The sequence below is a fragment of the Streptomyces sp. x-19 genome, assembly GCF_046549115.1.
GTDB lineage: Bacteria > Actinomycetota > Actinomycetes > Streptomycetales > Streptomycetaceae > Streptomyces > Streptomyces albulus_C.
The window spans coordinates 137,939-157,692 of the sequence record NZ_JAJPWK010000014.1; the positions used below are offsets into that span (position 1 = coordinate 137,939).

Here is a 19,754-nt window from a genome sequence, read left to right on the forward strand (position 1 = left end):
CCGAACAGCCGAAACCAGCCACAGACGACAGCCGTCCCCGAGGCGCCGGCGTCAACCGCCGAAGCCACGACGGCCCGTAAGTAGGGAAGCGCGTATATGAGCACCGTGGAGCTCACCAAGGAAAACTTCGACGAGATCGTCTCCGGCAACGATTTCGTCCTGATCGACTTCTGGGCCGAATGGTGCGGCCCCTGCAAGCAGTTCGGGCCGGTGTTCGAGCGGTCGTCCGAGACGCACGGTGACCTGGTCTTCGCCAAGGTCAACACCGAGAAGGAGCCGGAGCTCGCCGCCGCCTTCGACATCAGCTCCATCCCCACTCTGATGATCGTCCGGCAGAACATCGCGGTGTTCGCCCAGCCCGGCGCGCTCCCCGAGGCCGCCCTGGAGGACGTCATCGGCCAGGCCCGCGCCCTCGACATGGACGAGGTCCGCGCCTCGGTCGCCGAGGCCCAGGCCCAGCAGGACCAGCAGGGACAGGCCGGCAGCGGAGAGCAGGCGTAGGGCGAGTGAGCGAGCTGTTGCTGGTCCGCCACGGCGAGACCGAGTGGAGCCGCGACGGCCGGCACACCAGCTGGACCGACCTGCCACTCACCACCGACGGTGAGGAGCAGGCCCGCGCCCTCCGCCCGCTGCTGTCGGGCCGGAAGGTCGCGCGGGTCTACGCCAGCCCGATGCAGCGGGCCCTGCGCACCGCCGAACTCGCCGGGCTGCCCACCCCGCACGTCCTCGACGACCTGCGGGAATGGGACTACGGCGGGGACGAGGGCATCACCACCGCCGAGATCCACCGCAGCAGACCCGACTGGTACCTCTTCGACGACGGCGTCGCCGCGGGACCGGCTGAGCACCCCGGGGAGTCGCCGGAGGAGGTCGGCGCGCGCGCCGACCGCGTACTGGCGCTGATCGCACCCCACCTCACGGGCGACGAGGACGACCAGGGCGACGAGGGGGACGTGGCGCTCGTGGGCCACGCCCACTTCCTGCGGGTGCTGACCGCGCGCCGGCTGGGCCTTCCGGCCTCCGCGGGCGGCCTTTTCACCTTCGGCACCGGCGCGGTCGGCGTCCTGGGCACCGAACACGACCGTCCCGCGGTCGTCGCCTGGAACGCCCGGAGTCTGTAGCGGGAGCGGGAGCGGGAGCGGGAGCGGGAGCGGGGCCAGCTCTCGTGCGGTGCGGTGCGGTGCGGTTCGGGCCGGGCTCAGGCTGGTTCTGGCTCTGGAGCTGGGACTGGAAGCGGGGCCGGGGTCACGGTGCCATCGGGTCGAGGTGCAGGGGCTGCACCTTGCCCTCGATCATGGCGCCCAGCCCCTGCACCGCGCAGGTACCCGGCTGGTCCGCGATGTGCACCGGCATCGACGTGGCCTCGTGGATCATCGGCTCCAGCCCCGGGATCAGCGCGCTGCCACCCGCCAGCATGATGCCGCGCTCGCCGAGGTCGGCCACGAGGTCCGGCGGGCAGCGGCGCAGCACCGCCCCGATGCCGTCGAGGATCGCCGTCAACGGGGTGATGATGGCCCGCCGCACCCGCTCGGTGTCCACGTGCACGGACCGGGCGAGGCCGCTGACCACGTCCCGCCCGTGCACCTCCGTGGAACCGGGGGTGAGCTCGCCGTCCCCGGACAGCATCAGGTGCAGCGGGCGCACGGACTGGTTCGGCAGCATCAACTCGTGGTGCAACCGGAGGTGCTGGATTACCGCGTGGTCGATGGCGTTGCCGCCCACGGGAACGGTTTCCGCGGCGACGATCGAACCGAGCGAGAGCACCGCGACCTGCGTGGTACCCGCACCGCACACCACGATCATGGTCGCTTCCGGCTGCTCCACCGGGAGCCCGCAGCCGACGGCCGCCGCGACCAGCGTGTCGACCAGCTCGACCCGACGGGCACCCAGCCCGGTCAGGGTCTCCACCGCCGCCCGCTGCGCCAGCGGCTCACTGCCGTACGGCAGGCAGACCGCGGCCCGCATCGTGGGGCGCCGCCGCCAGGTCTTGCGCAACTTGTCGCCCACCAGGTGGCGCAGCAGCCGCTGGGCCATGTCGATGTCCACGACCGTCCCGTTGGAGACCGGCCGCACCACGCGGATGTAGTCGGGGGTGCGGCCGTCCATCAGCTCGGCCTGGGCGCCCACGGCCAGCATCGACCCGGTACGGGTGTTGACCGCGGCGACGGTCGGTTCGTCGACGACCAGCCCCTGGTTCTTGACGTACACCCTGGTCCGGGCCGCGCCGAGGTCGACGGCGGCCGAGCAGCGCCGCAGTTGGGCGAGGCTGATGGTCATGGTGGATTCCTCCCCGATGGGCCGGTGTGAACGTCCCCGGTGGGCCGGTATCTGGGCACGAGCGCCCGCACGTAAGCGCTCGTGCGCCATCCTCCGGGCCCGCACCGACGCCCGCCTGTTGAGCGCGTCCGCTCGGGGGACGGGGGTGGGGAGATGGGGGAGAGCGGGGTGGGGCGGCGGGCTTTTTGGCCTGCTCAGGGGGCGTTTGGGGGGGCGAGGTGTAGAGCGTGGGGTTGTGGCCGCGGGGGCGTGGGGCCCTGGACTCGTGGACTCGTGGTGCAACTGATGGGGTGACATCAGGCGCTGGGGCGCACTGATGTGATGCCCAGTCAGTCAGTGACGGTGCGACTTCGGCGGCATCGGTGCTACGAGGCTTGTCGGAGCTGCTGGAGCTGCTGGAGGCGTTGGAGCCGATGGCTACGGGGTTTCCGTGGTGGCGGGGCCGGTGCTCGTGGGCTCCGCTCGGCGTTGGTAGAGGCCCCAGGTGAATTCCGCGATGACGTCCTGCAGCGGGCCGTCCGGGCCGGGGGCGGTGCAGGCGAGGCGCCAGCGGGTGGGGGCGCTGCCCTCCATCGGGCGGGCCGGGGCGAAGGCGCGGGCGACCTCGTCGACCGTGCAGGACCACGGCACGAGGTCCGCGGTCGTGCGGAGGTCCGGGGCGGGCACGCCGGGGGCGCGGACCAGCCAGGCGTTCCAGACGCTGCCTCCGGGCGCGGTGAGCACCTCGAACCGCAGGTCCGGCCAGAGCGGGACGGGCCAGGTCAGCGCCTTGCAGGTCAGGTCGCCGATGCGGCGGGCAGCCGTGGCCTCGGGCGTGCCCAGCAGCGCCCGGTACGGCTGGAGGCCGGCGCGTGCCCGTGGGTTGTGCATCCGTGCCTGCCAGCGGCGGTTGGCCTCGCGCATCTGCGCGCGCGTGACGCCCAGTTGACGGAGCGCGTCCTCGACGAGAACCGGTTGGTGGTCGGCCATGCGGCGCAGCAGCACGAGCTGGAACGCGAGGGGTCCTGGCAGGTTGGAGGGGGCGCCGGAGCCGGTCGGCGGGGCGTTGTCAGTGGCGGGGGTCATGATGGACATGGTCGTGGATGCCGGCGGGGGGAGGCGCGGGGGCGGTGGCCGGCGGAGTGCGGGGGGTGCGGGACGTGTGCGCGGTGCGTGGGGTGCGTATGGGGCCCGGACGGAGGCCGTCGGGCAGGAAGAGGACGGAATTGACGTAACGCCGGTGCGGGGCGAGGGAGCGCCGCAGCAGACCGTGTTCGGCGACGTGGGAGGTGCGGGACTGATGGGCGGGCAGATCGAAGTCGGACAGCGGCAGCCAGCGGTCATGCGGCAGGACCCAGCCGCGATACCCACGGGCGGTGGTCCACTCCAGAACGGGCGCGAGCGGCTGGATGCGGGCCTCCAATTCGATGAAGAGGGCGGGTCGTTCGCGCTCGATGGTGCGTGCTGCGCCGCGTAGGACCGCCAGTTCGCCGCCATCCACATCGATCTTGATGAGGGTGACGGTGGAGAGGTCCAGTGTGTCCAGAGGGAGGCAGGGGACGTCCATGGTGGCGGCGTGCACATCACGGCGTACGAGGGAGGAGACCCCGCGGTCGCCCCGGCCACCGGGCGGGAGCCACAGCGTGGCGCACCCGGTGTGGTCGGTGGCGGCGGCGGAGATGACGTCGACGTGTGCGGGGGTGACCGACGCCAGCACCCGGGCCAGATGGGGGACGGGCTCGATGGTGACGACCCGGTCCGCGTGCCGGGCCAGGCGTCGGGTCCACGGGCCGTACCACCCCCCTACGTCCACGGCCGTGCCGCCCGCGGGGCAGAGGTCGTGCAGTCGGCCCAGTTCCGGTTCGAAGCGCGGGTAGAGCCCGGCCGCCAGCGCCGACACCAGCCGCCCCGGTAGCCAGGGCCCCACCCGCGCCGCCAGCGTCACGACCCCGCCCCCTCCGTCTGCTCCGCCCGCGCTGCCGCATCCGCCTCCGTGGCCTCCTCCGCATCCGCCTCCGCGGCCTCCTCGATCTGACGCACGGCGCGTTCGTGGTCCGCGTCCGAGAGTTGCTCCCCGGAAGACGGGAGCAACTGCGGAATCCCGTCGAGGATCGGATAGCGCCGCCGCAGCCGCGGGTTGTAGAGCGCCCCCTCAGCGGCCAGCAGCGCCAGCGGCCCCTTGTCGATCGGGCACGCGAGAATCCTCAACAGCGCATCGTCCGCCTTCATGACTCGCCCCCTGCCTGCCGCGCGTGTCCGGCGGGCACCGCGTGATTGACCCTGCCGTGATCGACCCTGCCGTGATCGACCCTGCCGTGATCGACCTTGCTGTGCCCGATGCCGCCGTTGCTCCATTCCGCCGACTCGACCGACCTCGCCGATTCCGCAGATGCCGCCGATTCCGCAGATGCCGCCGATTCCGTCAACTCGGTCAACTCCGTCATTGGTCAGTCCCTTCGTGGTTTGTGCTTTCGGTTGCTTGGGTTGCTTGGGTTGCTTGGGTTGCTTGGGGCGCAAGGGGTTTGAGGGGTGCGCCGGGCGCGTGGGTACACGGGGCGCAGGTGGTGCCTGGTTCATGGCTCGGGTCTTGTGCGTGGCGGGGCGTGGAGCTTGTGAGTGGTGCTCCGGGCCTTCCTTGTTCTTGCCTTCCTTGTCCTTGCGTTCTCGTCTCTCCTTTCGTCTCTCGTCGTTCCCGGGCCCGGGCCCGACGTCGTTCCCGGCTCCGTTCCCAGCCCCGGTCCCGGCCTCATCTCCCTCTCTGTGGTTGCGTCTGCATCGCCATCTGCCCCAACTGCCTTGGTCTGTAGGGAGGTTGGCATGTAGACGTTGGGTGGCAGTGCGGCTAGGGGAGCGGGCCTGGGTGCCGACCCCGATGCGAGCGGCGCTCTTTCGGAGGAGCTGGCGGGATTCGAGGAGCTGGCGGGATTGGAGGGGCGAGAGGGACTGACAGGGCTAGAGGGGCCGGAGGGGAGCGCGGTTGGGCGAGGGGCGGATGGTGCGGGCGGGCTGGGGTGCGGGGACGTGGGCGCCAGGCTTGGCCGGCCGTGTGGTGACGGTGCAGGCGTGGCGGCGGGGGCTTCGTGGCGGGGCAGGGCCAGGAGGACCGTCAGTGCCACCGCGATGCCGCCCAGTCGCAGGGCCAGGCGCACGGGGTCGCCGGGTAAGGGTTCGCCGAAGGCGATGGTGCCGCAGGCGACCGTGAAGACGCAGGTCACGGTGGTGCAGACGGGGACGATCACCGAGGCGCGGCACCGCTGCAGGGCCGTCTGCGACAGGACCAGACCCGTGGTGCCGGTGATGAGGAGAAGGTACGGGTAGGGCGAGCGGAGCAGTGCTGCCGCGGCGGCCGGCAGGTCATGGAGGTTGAGCAGGCCGGAGGCGCCCTTGATGGCCAGCGAGCTGACGCCGTAGAGGAGTCCGACGGCCACGCCGTAGGGGACGCCTGCGGTCGGTCGGCGGTGGCGGCGCCGGGCGCGCCGTTCCGCCGAGCGGTACAGCAGCAGCCCGATGGCCAGGGACGGTATCGCGAGGGCGAGGAGGGTTGCGGGCGGTGCGGTGCGGGCGATGGTGTGGGCGTCGTCGTGCCGGAGGGAGGCGACGACCAGGACGAGCGCCAGCAGGATCGCGGCGATGCCCTGCCGCTCCCGGCCGCTGGTGCGCTCGCCCAGGACCATGGAGGACATGAGCAGCAGCAGGACCAGGCCCGAGATGAAGATGCCTTGGGCGGCGGCTATGGGGAGGGCGCGGTAGACGGCGAGTTGGGCACCGAAGCCCGCGGCCAGGGCGAGTGAGCCGCCGAGCCACAGCGGGCTGCTGAGGAGGTGGCGCACGAGTTGGGCGGGGCGGCGGGTGTTGAGGGCGGGGAGGGCGGCGAGTGCGCGCTTCTCCAGGACGAAGCCGGTGCTGTACAGGACGTTGGCGAGGAGTGCGGAAGCGACGCCCCACCAGAGCATTGGCCTACCTCCTCTCGGGATGGCTTTGGGGTGGCTTCGGGAGGGCTTCGGGGCGGCTGAGGGCTGGCGTTCTGGGCGGCTGGGGGGTGTTCCGGGTGGCTGGGGAGTCGGGTCGGATTCGGGTGGGCCTTGCGGGGGCCTCTTTCGTTGCTGTTTCGGCAACGATTACGGACTGTAGTTTTGTTCCCGGTTCGATTACGGAGCGTGTCGGGGGCGGGCGTGGGCCAGGAGGATGGAGGACAGGGAGGGGGTGTGGCAGGCGGCGCGGTCGAGCGGGCGTAGGGGGCGGGGGACGTCGTGGTACGGGGCGCCGGCGATGCGGATGACGTCGAACCCGGACGCGGTGAGGAAGGCGCGGAGCGCGCGGGCCGTGTAGAGGCGTAGGTGGCCGACGACGTGGGTTCCGGGGCGGCCGTGGATGCCGCGCAGGCTGACCTCAGAGAAGACGGGTTGGACACCGGCGAGCAGCAGGCCGCGGTTGTACCAGGCGGCGAGGTTCGGGGTGGAGAGCAGGAGGTGGCCGCCGGGGCGCAGGACGCGGCGCAGTTCGTCCAGTGCGGCGTCCGGGTCGACGAGGTGCTCGATGACCTCGCTGAAGAGGACCGCGTCGGCCGAGCCGGTCGCGAACGGCAGCCCACCGTCGGTGAGTTCGCCGCGGACGACGTGCCCGAGGTGGGGGGCGGCGCGGCGGAGGGCGTCCTGGGACCAGTCGACGCCGACGACGCGGTGGCCGGTGAGGACGTCCGCGGCGGTGGCCGCGGCGGTGCCGTCGCCGCAGCCGACGTCCAAGACGGTGGCGGGCGGGGCGCCGGCGCGGACGGGGCCGAGGGCGCGCGCCAGGAGGCGGGCCTGGCGCCTGGTCCGGGCGTCGCCGGAGGCGACCGGCACCGCGGGGTTCTCGTAGAAGTCGCGCAGGGCGGTCATGGGGTGCCGCCTCCTTCGGTCCGTGGGGTGGCGCCCACCGGTGGGGGCGGTGTGGTGGCCGAGGCGGTGGCGGCGAGGGAGGTGCGGAAGAGGGCGAGCAGCCGGGCGGCGGCCGCGTCGTCGAGGAGCGCGCGGGACCAGCGGAGCGCCAGGTGGATGTGGTCGCCGTCGTGGGTCGTGGCGGCGGTGATGCTCAGGCCGCGCGGCATCCGGGCCGGGGCGGAGAACCACACCGCGGTCGCCCGGCCTCCCGTGTCGCCGAAGTCCAGGGGGTACGGGACGCGGCCGATGTTGGAGAGCAGGGCCGTGGGCGTCCAGGGGGCGGCGAGGGAGCGGAGGGCGCGGGTGAGGGCGCGCCGCGCCCCGACGGGGAGCGGGAGGGACGTCAAGGCGGTCGAAGGGAAGCGGAGTTGGGGGCCCGGGGTGGCGGACTTCAGGGCGCGGGTGCGGGCCGCGGTGTGGTGGAGGAGGTGGGTGACGGTGGGGGTGGGGGCTTGGGGGAGGTAGGGGCTACGGGTGGGTGTGGAGGGAAAGGCGACCGGGGTGAGGCGGGTGCCGTTGCCGATGGGCATGTGGGGGCCTCGTGGTCGGTCGTCGATGGGCATGGTGACGATGACGGGGGCCGTGGGGCGGTCGTGCAGCGCGTTCCAGTGGGTGGCCATGAGGTGGGTGGCGACCAGGAGTTGGTCGTTGACGGTGTGGAGGGAGGGCGGAGAGTGCTCGGTGGTGTCGGTGGGCTGTGGGCGGGTGGGGAGCGGGAGTGCGGCGAGGAGCATTCCGTTGCCGGGCCCGGGGGAGCGTGGTGTCGAGCGGTCGGTGGTGGCGGTGTGGTCGGGGGCCAGGCGGGCGGGGCGGGTGAGGGGCCCGGGGTGGTAGGGGGATGGTGCGGGTGACGGGGTAGATGGGACTGATAGGGCTGATGGGGCCAATGGGGCTGGGGATGCGGCTCGTTGAGGGCGTTCGGCGGGTTCGGTGCGCTCAGCCCGTTCGACCTCCGTCCGCCCCTCTCCCCGCACTTCGGTCCGTGCCTGCTGTCGTGGCGCTCGTGCCGTTGGCTGTGGTGCCGTTGGCTGTGGTGGTGTGGGCGGCGGTGGCGTGGGCCCTGACCGTGTCGCCTCGCGGTACAGGTCGGCGGTGGTGGCCAGGATGCGGAGGCCGGCCGGGGCGTCCAGGGCGGTGTGGTGGAGGGTGAGCAGGAGCACGGTGCCGGTGGGGGCGGCCGGTTGGGGGTCGTCGGTGATGTGCGGGGGGTCGATGACCTCCAGGCGGACGGGGGGTGCGGCGTCCAGGGGAGGGCAGTCGGTGAGCGCGCGGGTCCGGGCCCGGGCGAGGGCGTCGGGGCCGGGTGGCGGGAAGGCGACCGGGTCCACGTCCGGTGCGGGCGCGAGTTGCCAGGTGTAGTGGCGGTGCCACCAGCGGGTCGGCAACTGGCGCACGAGGACGCGCGGATGGCGGGCGAGGGCCTGGTGGAACGCGGTGCGGAGGCCCTCGTGGTGGAGCCGGCCGGGGAGGTGCACCTCTATGTGGACGGTCTCCGGGGTGTCGTCCTGGAGGCAGTGCCGGGAGATCTCGTCCACGAGGGGGAAGGGGAGCCGGGTGGTCATCGTGGTGTGTCCTCCCGTCCGGTGGACGGAGGTCCGGCATCCGGGGGCCGTGGTGGTGTGCCGGTGGGCGATGGCGCTGGCGTGTCCGGCGGCGCGCCCCCGGTTCCGGTTCCCGTTCCGGCGACGGCGACGGCGGTGGCGGCGGATCCGGCCGCGGGGACGGTGGGTGCGGTGCCGGTCTCGTCGTCGGTGCCGGCGGTTTCGGGTGTGGTCGTCGGCAGGGTGATGACGGCAGCGGCGAGGGCCAGGAGGGCCAGTGCCTGGGCGAGGGGGCTGAAGGCGCCCTGGCGCTCGGCGACCGGGTGGCCGGCGCCGAGGGCGGCCGTGATGCCGGCGGCGAGCATCGCGGCGCCGGCCAGCGGCGCCAGCACCCGTGGCCGGAGCCGCGCCAACAGGGCCAGGGGCAGGACGACCAGTGCGTACGGGCCGGCGGCCAGGGTCAGTACCGCGGTCAGGGCGAGCGCGCCCACGACCCAGGACGGGCCGGGCGGTTGCTGTGGTGCGGGGGGCGGGGTGCGGGGGGTGCGGCGGATCAGGGCGGCGGCGAGGAGCAGGACGAGGCCCAGGACGCCGCCGATGAGGCCCAGGTGGTAGGTCGTGGCCGGGGCGTAGGTGAGTTCGACGGTGCCGCCGGCGCCGGCGGGGACGAGGAACGCCTGTTGCCAGCCGTCGATGCGGAGCGGGGTGAGTTCCCGGCCGTCGAGGGTGGCGTGCCAGCCGTCGTTGGCGTTCTCGTGGAGTTGGAGGTAGGCGGCCGGGCCGGCGCCCAGGGCGACGGTGCGGTGGTCTCCGGTCCAGTGCTCGGCGGTGGCGGTCCGGGCCGGGGCGGGCGCGGAGCGCACGGAGGGGCCCGCCGACCGGCTGTCGCCCGGGGCGCGGGCGCCGGCGGTCGTCGTTCCCCGGCTGAGCGTGACGTCCGTGAGGGCCAACGGGCCCTGGTCGCCGGCTTCCACACGGTGTTGACCGGCGCGCATCAGCAGCTGCCCGTGGCGGACGGCGGGGCCGCAGGGGTGCACGGTGAGGGGGCGGCGGTCGGTGAGGTCGCGGACGGTGCCGCTGGCCTCGGTCGCGTACAGGATGCCGTCGACGGCGAGTGCGGGCCCCTGGCCGCAGGGGAGGGAGAACCGTTCGCCGGGGGCCGGGCGGGGTGTGCGGTAGGCGTCGAGCGCGGGGACGTAGACCTCGCTGAGGCCGACCGGGAGTTGGAGGGCCTGGCCCGCGACGGGGTTGCTGAGGGTGAGTTCCTTGACCTTGCTGATGGTGATGTCGAGGCGGTCGGTGGTGATCGCCTCGAAGCGGGCCAGTCCGTTGTCGTCGACGCCGGCGGTGGCCGCTCCGTAGGGGGAGTTGAGTTGGATCTGTTCGGGGCGGGTGGAGATGCCGCCGGCCGCGGCGAGCACGATCTGGTCGATCTTCTTCTTGCCGGGCCAGCGCAGGTGGATGGTGGGTTTGGCGCCGGCGATCCAGGCCGTCGTCAGGTCGCCGTCGACGAGGTTGCGGGGGCTGAGGGACTGGCCGAAGCCGAAGCTGGTGGAGTCGGCGGTGGCGGTGATGCGGTCCTTCTGCTCGGGGGCGACCTTGTCGAGGAGCCGGTCGAGGGCGGGGCCGGGGACGGCGAGCGCGGTGCCGGTGACGGAGTACGGGGCGGTCCGGGCGGTGCTGAACTGGCGGTGCAAGCCGACCTCGGCGGAGACCGGGGAGAGGCCGCCGGGGTCGCTGCCCCGGTGGAGGGAGACGACCTCGGCGGGGGCGTCGGAGCGCGTGGCGTCGGTGGGGAGTTGGAGCATCCGGGTCACCTGCACGCCGGGGACGGCGATGTCGGTGAAGCCGGCGCCGGAGAGCCCGGCGCGCGGGGACTGCGAGCCGGTGATGGTGAGTTGGAGCCAGGTCGCCTTGCCGGCCGGGGCGTTGACCTGTTGGCGGGAGCCGTCGGGGCGCAGGGTGCTGTCGGCGCTGCCGCGGTCGGTCTGGATGCGGACGGCCGTGGGGGCGGCGCGCAGCCCGTCGCCGGGCAGGGGGGTGACCCAGAGGTGGGCGGGGAGGGTGGTGGGGGAGGTGAAGGCGATGCGGATCCACTGGCCGACGGGGTTGCCGGCGCTGCCCTCCGCCCAGGCGGTGTCGGGGTTGCCGTCGAAGGCGTTGACCGGGTCGTACTGCGGCAGGTGGAAGAGCCAGTTGCCGCTGGAGGACGCGGTGACCGAGGCGGCGCCGCGCAGGACGGCGGTGGTCTGGTGGTCGGCGCCGGCGGTCGGCAGGATCTGCCGGGGTGGTCGGCCGGGGTCCTGGACGCTGCCGGGGAGGTTTCTCTCGTCGGCGGTGTAGGTGTACGAGGTGTTGCTGTTGACCAGGCCGAAGCGGGTGTCGGCGCGGCGCAGTCCGTCGGCGGTGAGTTGCAGCGGCGGGGTGCTGACGCCCGGGTGGGGGTCGCCGGCCAGGACGGTGGCGCGGTCGCGCAGCGCGGGGTCGGCGGAGAGTTGCAGCAGGGCTTCCGGGCCGCCGCTGAGCCGGGCGGTGTCCGCGGCGGCGGGAGCGGTGACGGGGCCGGGCTCGGGGACGCCCTGCGGCCGGTAGACCTCGACGGCGCGTTGGCGCGGGTAGAGGCCCTGGACCTGGACGGGGGCCTCGGTGGGGATCCGGCCGCCGGTGGTGAGCGGTCCGAAGGCGGCGGCCTTGCGGTACCCGGACGCCTCCAGGGTGCGCTTGACGGTCTGCGGGGGGACGTAGCCGATCTGGTCGGGGTCGAGGTCGTTGCGGACGACGACGTCGTGGATGCCGGCCCGGTGCAGGTAGTCGCGCAGGCCGGGGACGTCGGCGCCGGTGAGCAGGGCCTGTTCGACGGCGTCCAGGGCACGGCGCGAGCCGGGCGTCCCGAAGGGCACGAAGTCGCGCTGCGCCCACGGGGAGCGGGCGAGCACGTCGAGGGGGTCGTCGATGGGGGAGCCCCAGGTGAACAGGCCGTGGGCGGTGGCGGGGACGACCAGGGCGCGGCTGCCGTGGGTGTGGTCCTTGAGCCAGCCGGCGGTCTGCTGCCAGTAGGTGGGCAACTGGCGGAAGGCGCCGGGCTGCAGGACGGTGCCGCCCAGGTAGGGCAGGGCGAGGGCGGGCAGGACGAGGAGCGCGGTGAGGGCGGCGGGCAGCCGCCGGGTGGGCAGGCGGGTGCCGCGGCGCCCGGTGCCGGCCCAGCGGGCGGTGCCCAGGAGGTGGGCGACGCCGAGGGCGAGCGCCAGGCCGAGGCCGGGGGTGAACTTGTAGATGTTGCGGAACGGGCGCAGCCAGCCGTTCAGCCAGTCCTGCCAGGGGCCGTGCAGTGGTCCGCCGAGGGCGCCGCCGTAGCCGGCCAGGGTGATCAGTGCGACGGTCAGCACGGTCAGCAGCAGCCAGCGGCGTTCGGGCAGGTCGCGGCGGGCCAGGCCGGCCAGGCCGAGGGCGGCGGCGAGGGCCGAGCCGGCGACCGCGACGGCGTTGCCGGTCAGGGTCCAGCCCGCGGGCAGCCAGGGTTTGCCGAAGTTGAGGTAGCCGACCCAGTTGCCGGCGCCGCGCAGGAGTTCGGTGGCGGACATGGTGCCGGTGGTGGTGTCGGCCTGTTCGATGAACGGCATGAAGTTCTCGCCGTGCAGGCCCAGGAGGAGCAGCGGTACCACCCACCAGGCGGTGGCCAGCACGACGCCCGGCAGCCACCAGGCGAGCAGGGCGCGGCGGCGCGGTCCGGTCCGGGAGAGCAGGTACAGCAGCGCGGGCAGCAGGGACGCCAGGGTGGAGGCGGCGTTGACGCCGCCCATGCAGGGCACCAGCAGGGCCGAACGGGCCGCCGCGGTGCGGGCGCCGAGCCGGTGGTCGGTGAGCGGCAGCAGCACCCAGGGCAGCAGGGCGCCCGGTAGTGCGGCGGCGGACGTGGAGCCGATGACGAGGGTGAACGCCGGCCACAGGGCGTAGCAGGCGGCGCCCAGGAGCCGGGTGGGCGGGGTGCCGGCGCGGAACCGTTCGGCGAGCCGCAGCGCGCCCCAGAAGGCGCCTGTGACGATCAGCGACATCCACAGCCGTTCGGCGAGCCAGACGGGCAGGTGGACGAGGTGCGCGGCGCCGTAGTAGGGGAGGGAGGGGAAGGCGTAGCCGACGTACTGGTCGGCGAGGCCGCCGAACCCGGCCCGGTCGTGCCACAGATGACCGAGGTCGGTGAGGAACCGCCACGGGTCGGTGGCCACGCCCAGCTTCGTCTCGAACGTCATCTTCCCCGGTGAGGGGGCCAGGAACGCGACCAGGACGGTGGCCCAGAACGCCAGCAGCCAGCGCCTGCGCCGGGGGGCGTCGGGCGGTGGGGCGGGGGCGGTGGCCCGGGGACCGCCGGCGTCGGGGGCTCCGGGGGACGGGGACATCTTCAGCGTCTGGGTCATGGCAACCGCCGGAGGATGAGGAGGAGGTTCCAGGTGGCGATCTCGCGGACGCCGGGGAGGCGGGGGATGGTCTCGGCGAGGAACGGGGCGTAGCGGGAGCGGGCGGTGACGACCGCGACGTCGTCCCGGGCGCGGACCTGCCGCAGGGTGCGCCCGACGTGCACGGCGAAGAGGTTCTCGCCGAGGGTGTGCTTGGCGGGGCGGCCGGTGCGCCGGTGGTAGCGGCGGTGGGCCCGTTCGGCGCCCACGTAGTGCCAGGGGGCCGTCTCGTGGCCGCCCCAGGGGGAGAGCCAGTTGGTGAACGCCACGTAGACCAGGCCGCCGGGGCGGGTGACCCGCACCAGTTCGCTGAGGAACGTCTGGGGGTCGGCCACGTGCTCCAGGACGTTGGAGGAGAAGCACACGTCGGCGGTGCCGTCGGCGAGCGGCAGCAGGTAGCCGTCGGCGCGCACCGCGCCGTCGGGGGGCCGGCCGCGGGCGGTGAGTTCGGCGGTGTCGGGCTCGAAGAGGTAGCCGTGGGCGCCGCGGCGGCGGAACTCCTCGGTGAAGTGGCCGCTGCCGCCGCCGACGTCGGCGACGACCGCGCCGTGCAGCGGGGCGTACCGTTCGATCTGGTCGGCGGCGTCCTGGGCGAGCAGCCGGTAGCAGTGGTCGGGGTCGGTCGGTTCGTTCAGGAAGGCCCGGAACAGGGCGAGGGACCTGCGCAGCGAGGGGTCGCGCACGGGGCGGTCACCGCCCGGGGGGCGGCTGGAGGTACGCCTCCGTGGCCACCGCCCGGAAGCCGCGGACGGTCCGGCTCCATCTGAAGCGGGCGGCGCGGTCGGCCGCCGCGGCGCCCAGGGCGTGCCGCCGCCGGGCGCTCAGGCCCAGGGTGCACCAGTGCGCGGCGAAGGCGCTCTCGCCGCGGGCCAGCAGTCCGGTGGTGCCGTCCTCGACGGAGTCCCGCAGGCCGGGGATGTCGAAGCCGAGGGTGGGGGTGCGGCGCGCGGCGGCCTCCATCGCCACCAGGCCCCAGCCCTCGACGAGCGAGGGGTGCAGCAACAGCCATGCGGAGCACAGCAGTTGGTGCTTGCGCTGTTCGGAGATCCGGCCGGTGAAGGTGACGTCCGGGCCGGCCAGCGCGGTCAGCCGGGCGCGTTCCGGGCCGTCGCCGACGATCACCAGCCGGCCGCCGGTGACCGGTCGGACCCGCTCCCACAGCCGCAGCAGCAGGTCGATCCGCTTGTACTCGACGAGCCGGCCCATGGCCAGGAACAGCGGTTCGGGGGCTTCGGGGACGAGCGGGCCGGGCTCCTCAACGCCGTTGTGGACGACTCGGATCCGGTCGGGTGCGACGCCGAGGTCCCGCAGGGCGGCGGCGGTCGAGTCGGAGACCGCGACCATCAGGTTGCCGCGGTGGGTGCCGGCCAGCGCCCAGTGCTCCAGGCGGCGGCCGAGCCGGGCGGCGGGGGCCGGGTAGCGCATCCGCCACAGGTCGGTGTGGACGTGGTTGACCAGGCACAGGGTCGGGCCGCGGTGCCACAGCGGCGCGAGGTAGGGCATGCCGTTGCAGACCTCGACCAGCAGGTCGCAGCCGCCGGCTGTCCGCGTCACCTGCCGGGGGACGCGCAGGAAGTGGCCGGCGTCGCCGCCGGCGGAGACGACGCGGTAGTCGCGCTCGGACGTCGGCCCGCCGCACAACAGGGTCACCTGGTGGCCGTGCCCGGTGAGGCCCTCGGCGATCCGGTCCACCAGCAACTCGGAGCCGCCGGCGGCGGGGTTGCCCAGGTCGCGGCGGGCCAGGAACACGATCCGGCGGGGGAGCGGGGCGGCGCCCGCGGCCGGCTCGGGGGGAGCGGCCGGAGCGTCGGCCGCGGCCGGCGGGCGCAGCGCCGGGGGGCGGTGCGGGACGGGCCCGGCGGGCGCGGGGAACGCGCCGGGCAGCGGTGGGGAAGGGGGGACGCGCTGCGGCATGAGCGATCCAACTCGTCTCAGGGTGCGGTACCTGTGGTGGGGGACGTACTGCGTGCTGAGTCGTGCGGGTCGTGCTGAGTTGTGCGGGGCGTGCGGGGCGAGCGGGGCGTACGGAGGATGCGGGGTCGGCGGGCCGTGTGGGGACGGCCCGGTGCGGGGCGTGTTCCGGTTGGGAGGCACAGTGTTCGCGGCCGGGCGTGGCCGCGGCTACTCACCGGGGTGACAAAATCCGCTCCGGTCCCGCCCGCCCACTCCGCACGCCGTTGAGAATCGGCCACCTCACCGGGCGCTTCCCCGCCGCCTCAGCGGCCGTTGCGTCGCCCGCCCCGCCGCCCGCCCCGGGCCACCAGCAGACCGCCGGCCACCGCCAGCACCCCACCGGCCGCCCCGGCGGTCACCGGCAGGGTCCGCCCCACCAGGACCAGCTTCGCGCCGTCGGCCCGCGCCAGGGCGACCTGCGCCCGACGGGTGGCGGGGGTGAACGCGAGCCCCCGGGCCCGCAGCAGGACGACCGCGTCGCGCCGCGCGCCGGGGGCCCGCAGCGTCTTGACCGGCGAGATCGACGCGTCGACGATCCGGCCCGTGCGCTCCTCGACGACCAGGCCGATCCCGGTGTTGGCGTACCACTCCTCCGCCTGGATCTGTCCCTGCCCGGGCCGGCCGACCAGCCGCCCGGGCACCTGCCGGGTGCCGGTCCGGGTCGCCGGCACGGTCCCGGCGAAGCGGTAGCCGGTGATCCCCGACAACTGCACGGTGCCGGCGAAGCGGAGCGGCACGGCCGCGCCGAGGGTGTCGTCCCACCAGCGGTAGGTCTTCTTCTGCACCGCGAACGGGAACTTGAGGTACGCGTCCCCGTCGAAGCGGGCGGGGCCCTCCCCGCAGCAGTGCACCGGGGCGTTGCTGCGCCGGTCGGTGACCCAGCGACCGGTGGTCCACTGGAACGACCGGCGCGGATCCGCCAGGGGCAGCGTGGGCGGGGTGTCGACCGTCGTGGACACGTCCCACACGGCCCGCCCGCTCCGCTCGCTCGCCGCGACGTCGCCCAGCACATGCCGGGTGACGGTGATCCGCTGCCGGTCCCGGGTGGTCAGCGCCCCGGTGTCGAAGTAGCTGCCGGTGCCGGTGAAGACCGTGGTGACGTCGACGTCGACGGGGGTGACCGCGGCCCGCGGCGTCACGTACCAGGCCAGCAGCGGGGCCAGCACCAGCAGGAACACGCCCGCGCCCAGGAGGGCCAGGGCGAGCGGTGTCGCGGTGCGGGCGGTGGGGGTGGGGGCCGTGGGGACCACCGGGGGACGGCCGGGAAGCCTGGAACGACGCATACGAGCACTCCTGGAAGCGGTGAGGGGAACACGCCCTGGTGCACGTGCGGCGCCGCGACGCGGCGCCATGGGCCGGGAACGTAAGGGAACCCTTGACAGCGCGTCAATGCCCTTCCACACTCGGCAGGCACCGTGACCGAAGCGGCGCCGCGCGGTGGGAACGCGGCACTGACACCGGTCTCCCGAGCCGCCTGCCCGACGCGGGCCGCGGAGCCGCAGGGCCGCCCGACCCGCGGCCGCGGGCCCGTCGACGCGCTCCTCGTGCCGCTCTCCGGTACCGGCCCGCGCCGTCCTCCCGGTACCCACTGCCGACGAAGGGATCGCCGCGCCATGCACCGCACGCTCGCCGCCGCACTGACCGCGCTGGCCGCCGCCGCCCTCGCCGTGGGCGCCGCGCTGGGCATCGTCGCCGCCCTGCAATCCACCCCCGAGCAGCCGAACGTGCCCCTGGTGACCTTCGGCCGGCCCGGCGCGTAGGGGCGGCCGCCGTGGTGACCGCGGTCCGTTCGGCGTGGCGGGAGGTGCCGTCCGCCCAGGTGCGCCGGTTCGCCGCCCTGGCACTTCAGGAGGTCCCCGCGCTGGCGCAGGAGATCTTCCGGGAGATCCGCCGCGAATACCCCCAACTACCGCTGGTCCCGGACGAGTCGGGGGAGCCGCGGGCCCTGGTGGGCATCCGCCAGTCCCTGGAGCACTTCGTCGGGCACCTCACCGCCGGCCCGGACCGGCCGCACGTCCACCCGCGGGTCTTCCAGGAGTTCGGGCGCGGCGAGGGCATCCAGGGCCGCAGCCTGGACGTCCTCCAGGCGATCTACCGGCTGGGGGTGCGCCTGGCCTGGCGCCGGCTGGCGGAGATCGGCCAGCAGGTCGCCATCCCGGCGCCCGCGATGTACGAACTGGCCGAGTCCGGCTTCGAGTACCTCGACGGACTGGTCGCCGAATCCGTCCGCGGCTACGCGGAGGCCGCCGCCCGCCAGGCCGGCGAGCGCCTGCGGATGCAGCGCCGGCTGATGGACCAACTCTTCGCGGAACCGGTCCCGACGGCCGACGAAGGGCGCCCCCGCCACCGGGACGCCACCCCGCACGCCCCCCTGGAACCCGGCGGTCCGCCCCCGCCCGCCTCTCCTCCGCCGTCCCCACGCGGACCGGCACCCGCACCGGACCACGGGGACCCGCGCCCGCTGCTCGCCGAACGCGCCCACCTGATCGGCTGGCCGCTGCCCGAACGGGTCGCGGTGGCCGTGCTGTTGCGCCCGGACCGGGGGGCGGTGGCGCCGGCGGTGGCCGACGGGATCCTGCTGGACATGGAGTGCGAACGGCCCCGGCTGGTGGTTCCGGAGCCGGAGGCCCCGGGCCGCCGCGAACTGCTGGCCCGCGCCGCGGCCGGCTGGTCGGGCGCCATCGGCCCGGCCGTGCCGCTGCTGGACGCCGGCAAGTCGCTGCGGTGGGCGACCTCCGCGGTCGACCTGATGGAGCGCGGACTGCTGCCCGCGGGCGAGTTGTTGCAGTGCACCGAGCACACCGAGGCGCTGGTGCTGTTGCCGCCGGGCGAGCTGATCGAGGACCTCACCCGCCGCCGGCTCGCCCCTCTGGACGGCTGCGGCCGCACACACGGCCGACGGCTCGCCGAGACCCTCCTCGCCTGGCTGGAGACCCGCGGCGGCGCCCCCGAGATCGCCTCCCGGCTCGGCGTCCACCCGCAGACCGTCCGCTACCGCCTCCGCCAGATCCGCGAGTTGTGGGGCGACGACGTCGACGACCCGGACCGCCGCTTCGAACTCGAACTGGTCCTCCGCGCCCAACGCCTGCGCGGGAAACTCGGATAGCCCCCGCCGACGCACCGCATCGCCGGCCCGGCACCGCACTCGACGGCGTGCCCCAGCGGGCCTGCCCCACCCGTCACGCCGATCGTGGAACACCCACGCCCGCCCCGGCGTTGTGGCCCCGCAGGGGGCGCGCCCGACCCCTAGGGGATCCGTTCCCCCACGCCCCGGGGCGCCGCCGAAGCCAGCTCCCCCCACTGTGCGGCCCGCTCACCCCACCCGCCCGCCACGGTCCTGGCGCCCGTGCCGCTGCGCGGTGTGCGGACCGCGCCGGCCGCGGGGCAGGGGGCGAGCGGCGACCACGGGGCCGCCGCGCCCGTCACCGTCAACCGGGGTCAGCTGAAGTCGAATTCCCCGGTGCGGGTCCGCTTCAACTCGAAGAACCGGTCGTAGCCGGCGAGCAGCCGTGCCCCGTCGAAGATCCGGGCCGCGTCCTCGCCCCGGGGGATCGCCATCAGGACCGGGCCGAAGAAGGCCACCCCGTCGATGTGGAGCGTGGGCGTGCCGACGTCCTCGCCGACCGGGTCCATGCCCTCGTGGTGGCTCTTGCGCAGCGCGTCGTCGTAGGTGTCCTGCTCGGCGGCGCGGGCCAGCTCGGCGGGGAGCCCGACCTCGGCAAGCGCCTCCTCGATGACGGTCGCGGTGTCCTCCCGACCGTCCTTGTGGATGCGGGTGCCGAGCGCCGTGTACAGATCGCGCAGCACCTCCTCGCCGTGCTCCTGGGCGGCCGCGATGCACACCCGCACGGGCCCCCAGCCGGCGTCCAGCAGCTCGCGGTACTTCTCGGGGAGGTCCGCGCGGCCCTCGTTGAGCACGGACAGGCTCATCACCCGGAACCGCAGGTCGATGTTCCGGAGGTGCTCCACCTCCAGGATCCAGCGCGAGGAGATCCAGGCGAACGGGCAGATGGGGTCGAAGTAGAAGTCGACGGTGTGGCGGGCGGGGCTCTGGTGCGTCATGCGGTCCAGATTAAGCCGCCACCGGCCCGGTCCGCCGGGACACTCGGCCACGGCCTTCCTGGGCCAATTCCACGACCGGCCCCGTCACGCCCCGCTGCGGTCGGGCCCCTCGGCCGACCCGCCGCCCTCGGGTGCGTCCCCCATTCCCAGCATCCGCTGGAGCAGTTGCTTGAGCAGGGTGCGCTCGGCGGCCGTCAACCGGCCCAGCGGCTCGCGGGCGAAGTCCAACGACGTGCGCAGGTGCTCGGCCGTCGCCCGGCCCTCGGTGGTCGGCACGGCGAGCTTGACCCGGCGGTCGGACGGATCGGGGCGCCGCTCCACCAGGCCACGGGACTCCAGGCGGTCCACGATGCCGGTCACGTTCGACGGCTCGCACTTCAGGCACTGGGCGAGCTTGCGCATCGGCATCGACTCCATCGCCAGCAGCCGCAGCAGTCGCGCCTGGGCACCCGTGAGGGAGTGCTCGGCCGCGGCCCGCTCGTACTCCTCGTGGAAGCGGGCGACGACGGTGCCGATGAGATCGACCACCTCGACGGTCAGCGGGTCTGGGCGTGCAGTCATACACACCAGGA

The 19,754-nt window shown here is 74.4% G+C and carries 17 protein-coding genes and 1 pseudogene; 4 read left to right on the plus strand and 14 right to left on the minus strand.

Features of this window, described 5'->3' with window-relative positions; all coding sequences use genetic code 11:
- The first annotated feature begins 96 nt into the window (after positions 1 to 96).
- Together trxA and ACLJT4_RS27460 are read left to right on the plus strand one after the other, a co-directional pair.
- Positions 97 to 501 carry a thioredoxin gene (gene trxA, locus ACLJT4_RS27455; protein WP_411126143.1) on the plus strand — a complete coding sequence of 135 codons (405 nt, stop codon included), beginning with the start codon at positions 97 to 99 and terminating at the stop codon, positions 499 to 501.
- A gap of 5 nt (positions 502 to 506) precedes the next feature.
- Entirely contained in the window at positions 507 to 1,121 is a 615-nt protein-coding gene (locus ACLJT4_RS27460; RefSeq protein ID WP_411126145.1) for a histidine phosphatase family protein, read from the plus strand.
- A gap of 124 nt (positions 1,122 to 1,245) precedes the next feature.
- Here the strand turns inward: ACLJT4_RS27460 and ACLJT4_RS27465 are convergent, their stop codons facing one another.
- From ACLJT4_RS27465 to ACLJT4_RS27520, 12 genes and pseudogenes are all read right to left on the minus strand, one after another.
- Positions 1,246 to 2,277 (minus strand): rod shape-determining protein, encoded by a 1,032-nt coding sequence (locus ACLJT4_RS27465; protein WP_016571861.1) that lies wholly within the window; start codon positions 2,275 to 2,277, stop codon positions 1,246 to 1,248.
- A gap of 417 nt (positions 2,278 to 2,694) precedes the next feature.
- On the minus strand, positions 2,695 to 3,342 hold the full coding sequence (locus ACLJT4_RS27470; protein WP_411126147.1) for a hypothetical protein: 648 nt from the start codon (positions 3,340 to 3,342) through the stop codon (positions 2,695 to 2,697).
- On the minus strand, positions 3,326 to 4,201 hold the full coding sequence (locus tag ACLJT4_RS27475; protein WP_411126149.1) for an FkbM family methyltransferase: 876 nt from the start codon (positions 4,199 to 4,201) through the stop codon (positions 3,326 to 3,328). Before ACLJT4_RS27475 ends, ACLJT4_RS27470 begins: the two co-directional genes overlap by 17 nt.
- Positions 4,198 to 4,485, minus strand: a complete 288-nt coding sequence (locus tag ACLJT4_RS27480) for a Trm112 family protein (protein ID WP_411126151.1) — start codon at positions 4,483 to 4,485, stop codon at positions 4,198 to 4,200. Before ACLJT4_RS27480 ends, ACLJT4_RS27475 begins: the two co-directional genes overlap by 4 nt.
- Complete coding sequence (locus ACLJT4_RS27485; RefSeq protein WP_411126153.1) at positions 4,482 to 4,700, minus strand: hypothetical protein; 219 nt, start codon at positions 4,698 to 4,700, stop codon at positions 4,482 to 4,484. The genes ACLJT4_RS27480 and ACLJT4_RS27485 overlap by 4 nt, the downstream gene beginning before the upstream one ends.
- Positions 4,701 to 5,303: 603 nt before the next feature.
- A pseudogene (locus tag ACLJT4_RS27490) lies at positions 5,304 to 6,209 on the minus strand (DMT family transporter); the annotation flags it as partial.
- A gap of 195 nt (positions 6,210 to 6,404) precedes the next feature.
- Positions 6,405 to 7,133, minus strand: coding sequence for a class I SAM-dependent methyltransferase (locus ACLJT4_RS27495; protein ID WP_411126155.1), 729 nt, complete (start codon positions 7,131 to 7,133; stop codon positions 6,405 to 6,407).
- On the minus strand, positions 7,130 to 8,737 hold the full coding sequence (locus ACLJT4_RS27500) for a condensation protein (RefSeq protein ID WP_411126157.1): 1,608 nt from the start codon (positions 8,735 to 8,737) through the stop codon (positions 7,130 to 7,132). Before ACLJT4_RS27500 ends, ACLJT4_RS27495 begins: the two co-directional genes overlap by 4 nt.
- On the minus strand, positions 8,734 to 13,128 hold the full coding sequence (locus ACLJT4_RS27505) for an alpha-(1->3)-arabinofuranosyltransferase family protein (RefSeq protein ID WP_411126159.1): 4,395 nt from the start codon (positions 13,126 to 13,128) through the stop codon (positions 8,734 to 8,736). The genes ACLJT4_RS27500 and ACLJT4_RS27505 overlap by 4 nt, the downstream gene beginning before the upstream one ends.
- Positions 13,125 to 13,850, minus strand: coding sequence for a class I SAM-dependent methyltransferase (locus tag ACLJT4_RS27510; RefSeq protein WP_411126161.1), 726 nt, complete (start codon positions 13,848 to 13,850; stop codon positions 13,125 to 13,127). Before ACLJT4_RS27510 ends, ACLJT4_RS27505 begins: the two co-directional genes overlap by 4 nt.
- Positions 13,851 to 13,857: 7 nt before the next feature.
- On the minus strand, positions 13,858 to 15,081 hold the full coding sequence (locus ACLJT4_RS27515) for a glycosyltransferase family 4 protein (protein WP_411126163.1): 1,224 nt from the start codon (positions 15,079 to 15,081) through the stop codon (positions 13,858 to 13,860).
- A 302-nt stretch (positions 15,082 to 15,383) separates the two neighbouring features.
- Positions 15,384 to 16,403 (minus strand): DUF3068 domain-containing protein, encoded by a 1,020-nt coding sequence (locus ACLJT4_RS27520; protein WP_411126165.1) that lies wholly within the window; start codon positions 16,401 to 16,403, stop codon positions 15,384 to 15,386.
- Positions 16,404 to 16,733: 330 nt separating this feature from the next.
- On the opposite strand from ACLJT4_RS27520, the gene ACLJT4_RS27525 reads away from it, so the two are divergent.
- Both ACLJT4_RS27525 and ACLJT4_RS27530 read left to right on the plus strand, forming a co-directional pair.
- The gene (locus tag ACLJT4_RS27525) at positions 16,734 to 16,880 is read left to right on the plus strand and encodes a hypothetical protein (RefSeq protein ID WP_020929435.1); all 147 of its coding nucleotides are present in this window, start codon (positions 16,734 to 16,736) and stop codon (positions 16,878 to 16,880) included.
- Positions 16,881 to 16,891: 11 nt separating this feature from the next.
- On the plus strand, positions 16,892 to 18,226 hold the full coding sequence (locus ACLJT4_RS27530) for a helix-turn-helix domain-containing protein (RefSeq protein ID WP_411126167.1): 1,335 nt from the start codon (positions 16,892 to 16,894) through the stop codon (positions 18,224 to 18,226).
- Positions 18,227 to 18,558: 332 nt separating this feature from the next.
- Here ACLJT4_RS27530 and ACLJT4_RS27535 read toward each other — a convergent pair whose 3' ends face one another.
- Together ACLJT4_RS27535 and ACLJT4_RS27540 are read right to left on the minus strand one after the other, a co-directional pair.
- Positions 18,559 to 19,182 carry a disulfide bond formation protein DsbA gene (locus ACLJT4_RS27535; protein ID WP_411126169.1) on the minus strand — a complete coding sequence of 208 codons (624 nt, stop codon included), beginning with the start codon at positions 19,180 to 19,182 and terminating at the stop codon, positions 18,559 to 18,561.
- Between the two features lie 84 nt (positions 19,183 to 19,266).
- Entirely contained in the window at positions 19,267 to 19,743 is a 477-nt protein-coding gene (locus ACLJT4_RS27540; RefSeq protein WP_233660914.1) for a MarR family winged helix-turn-helix transcriptional regulator, read from the minus strand.
- Positions 19,744 to 19,754: the final 11 nt, after the last annotated feature.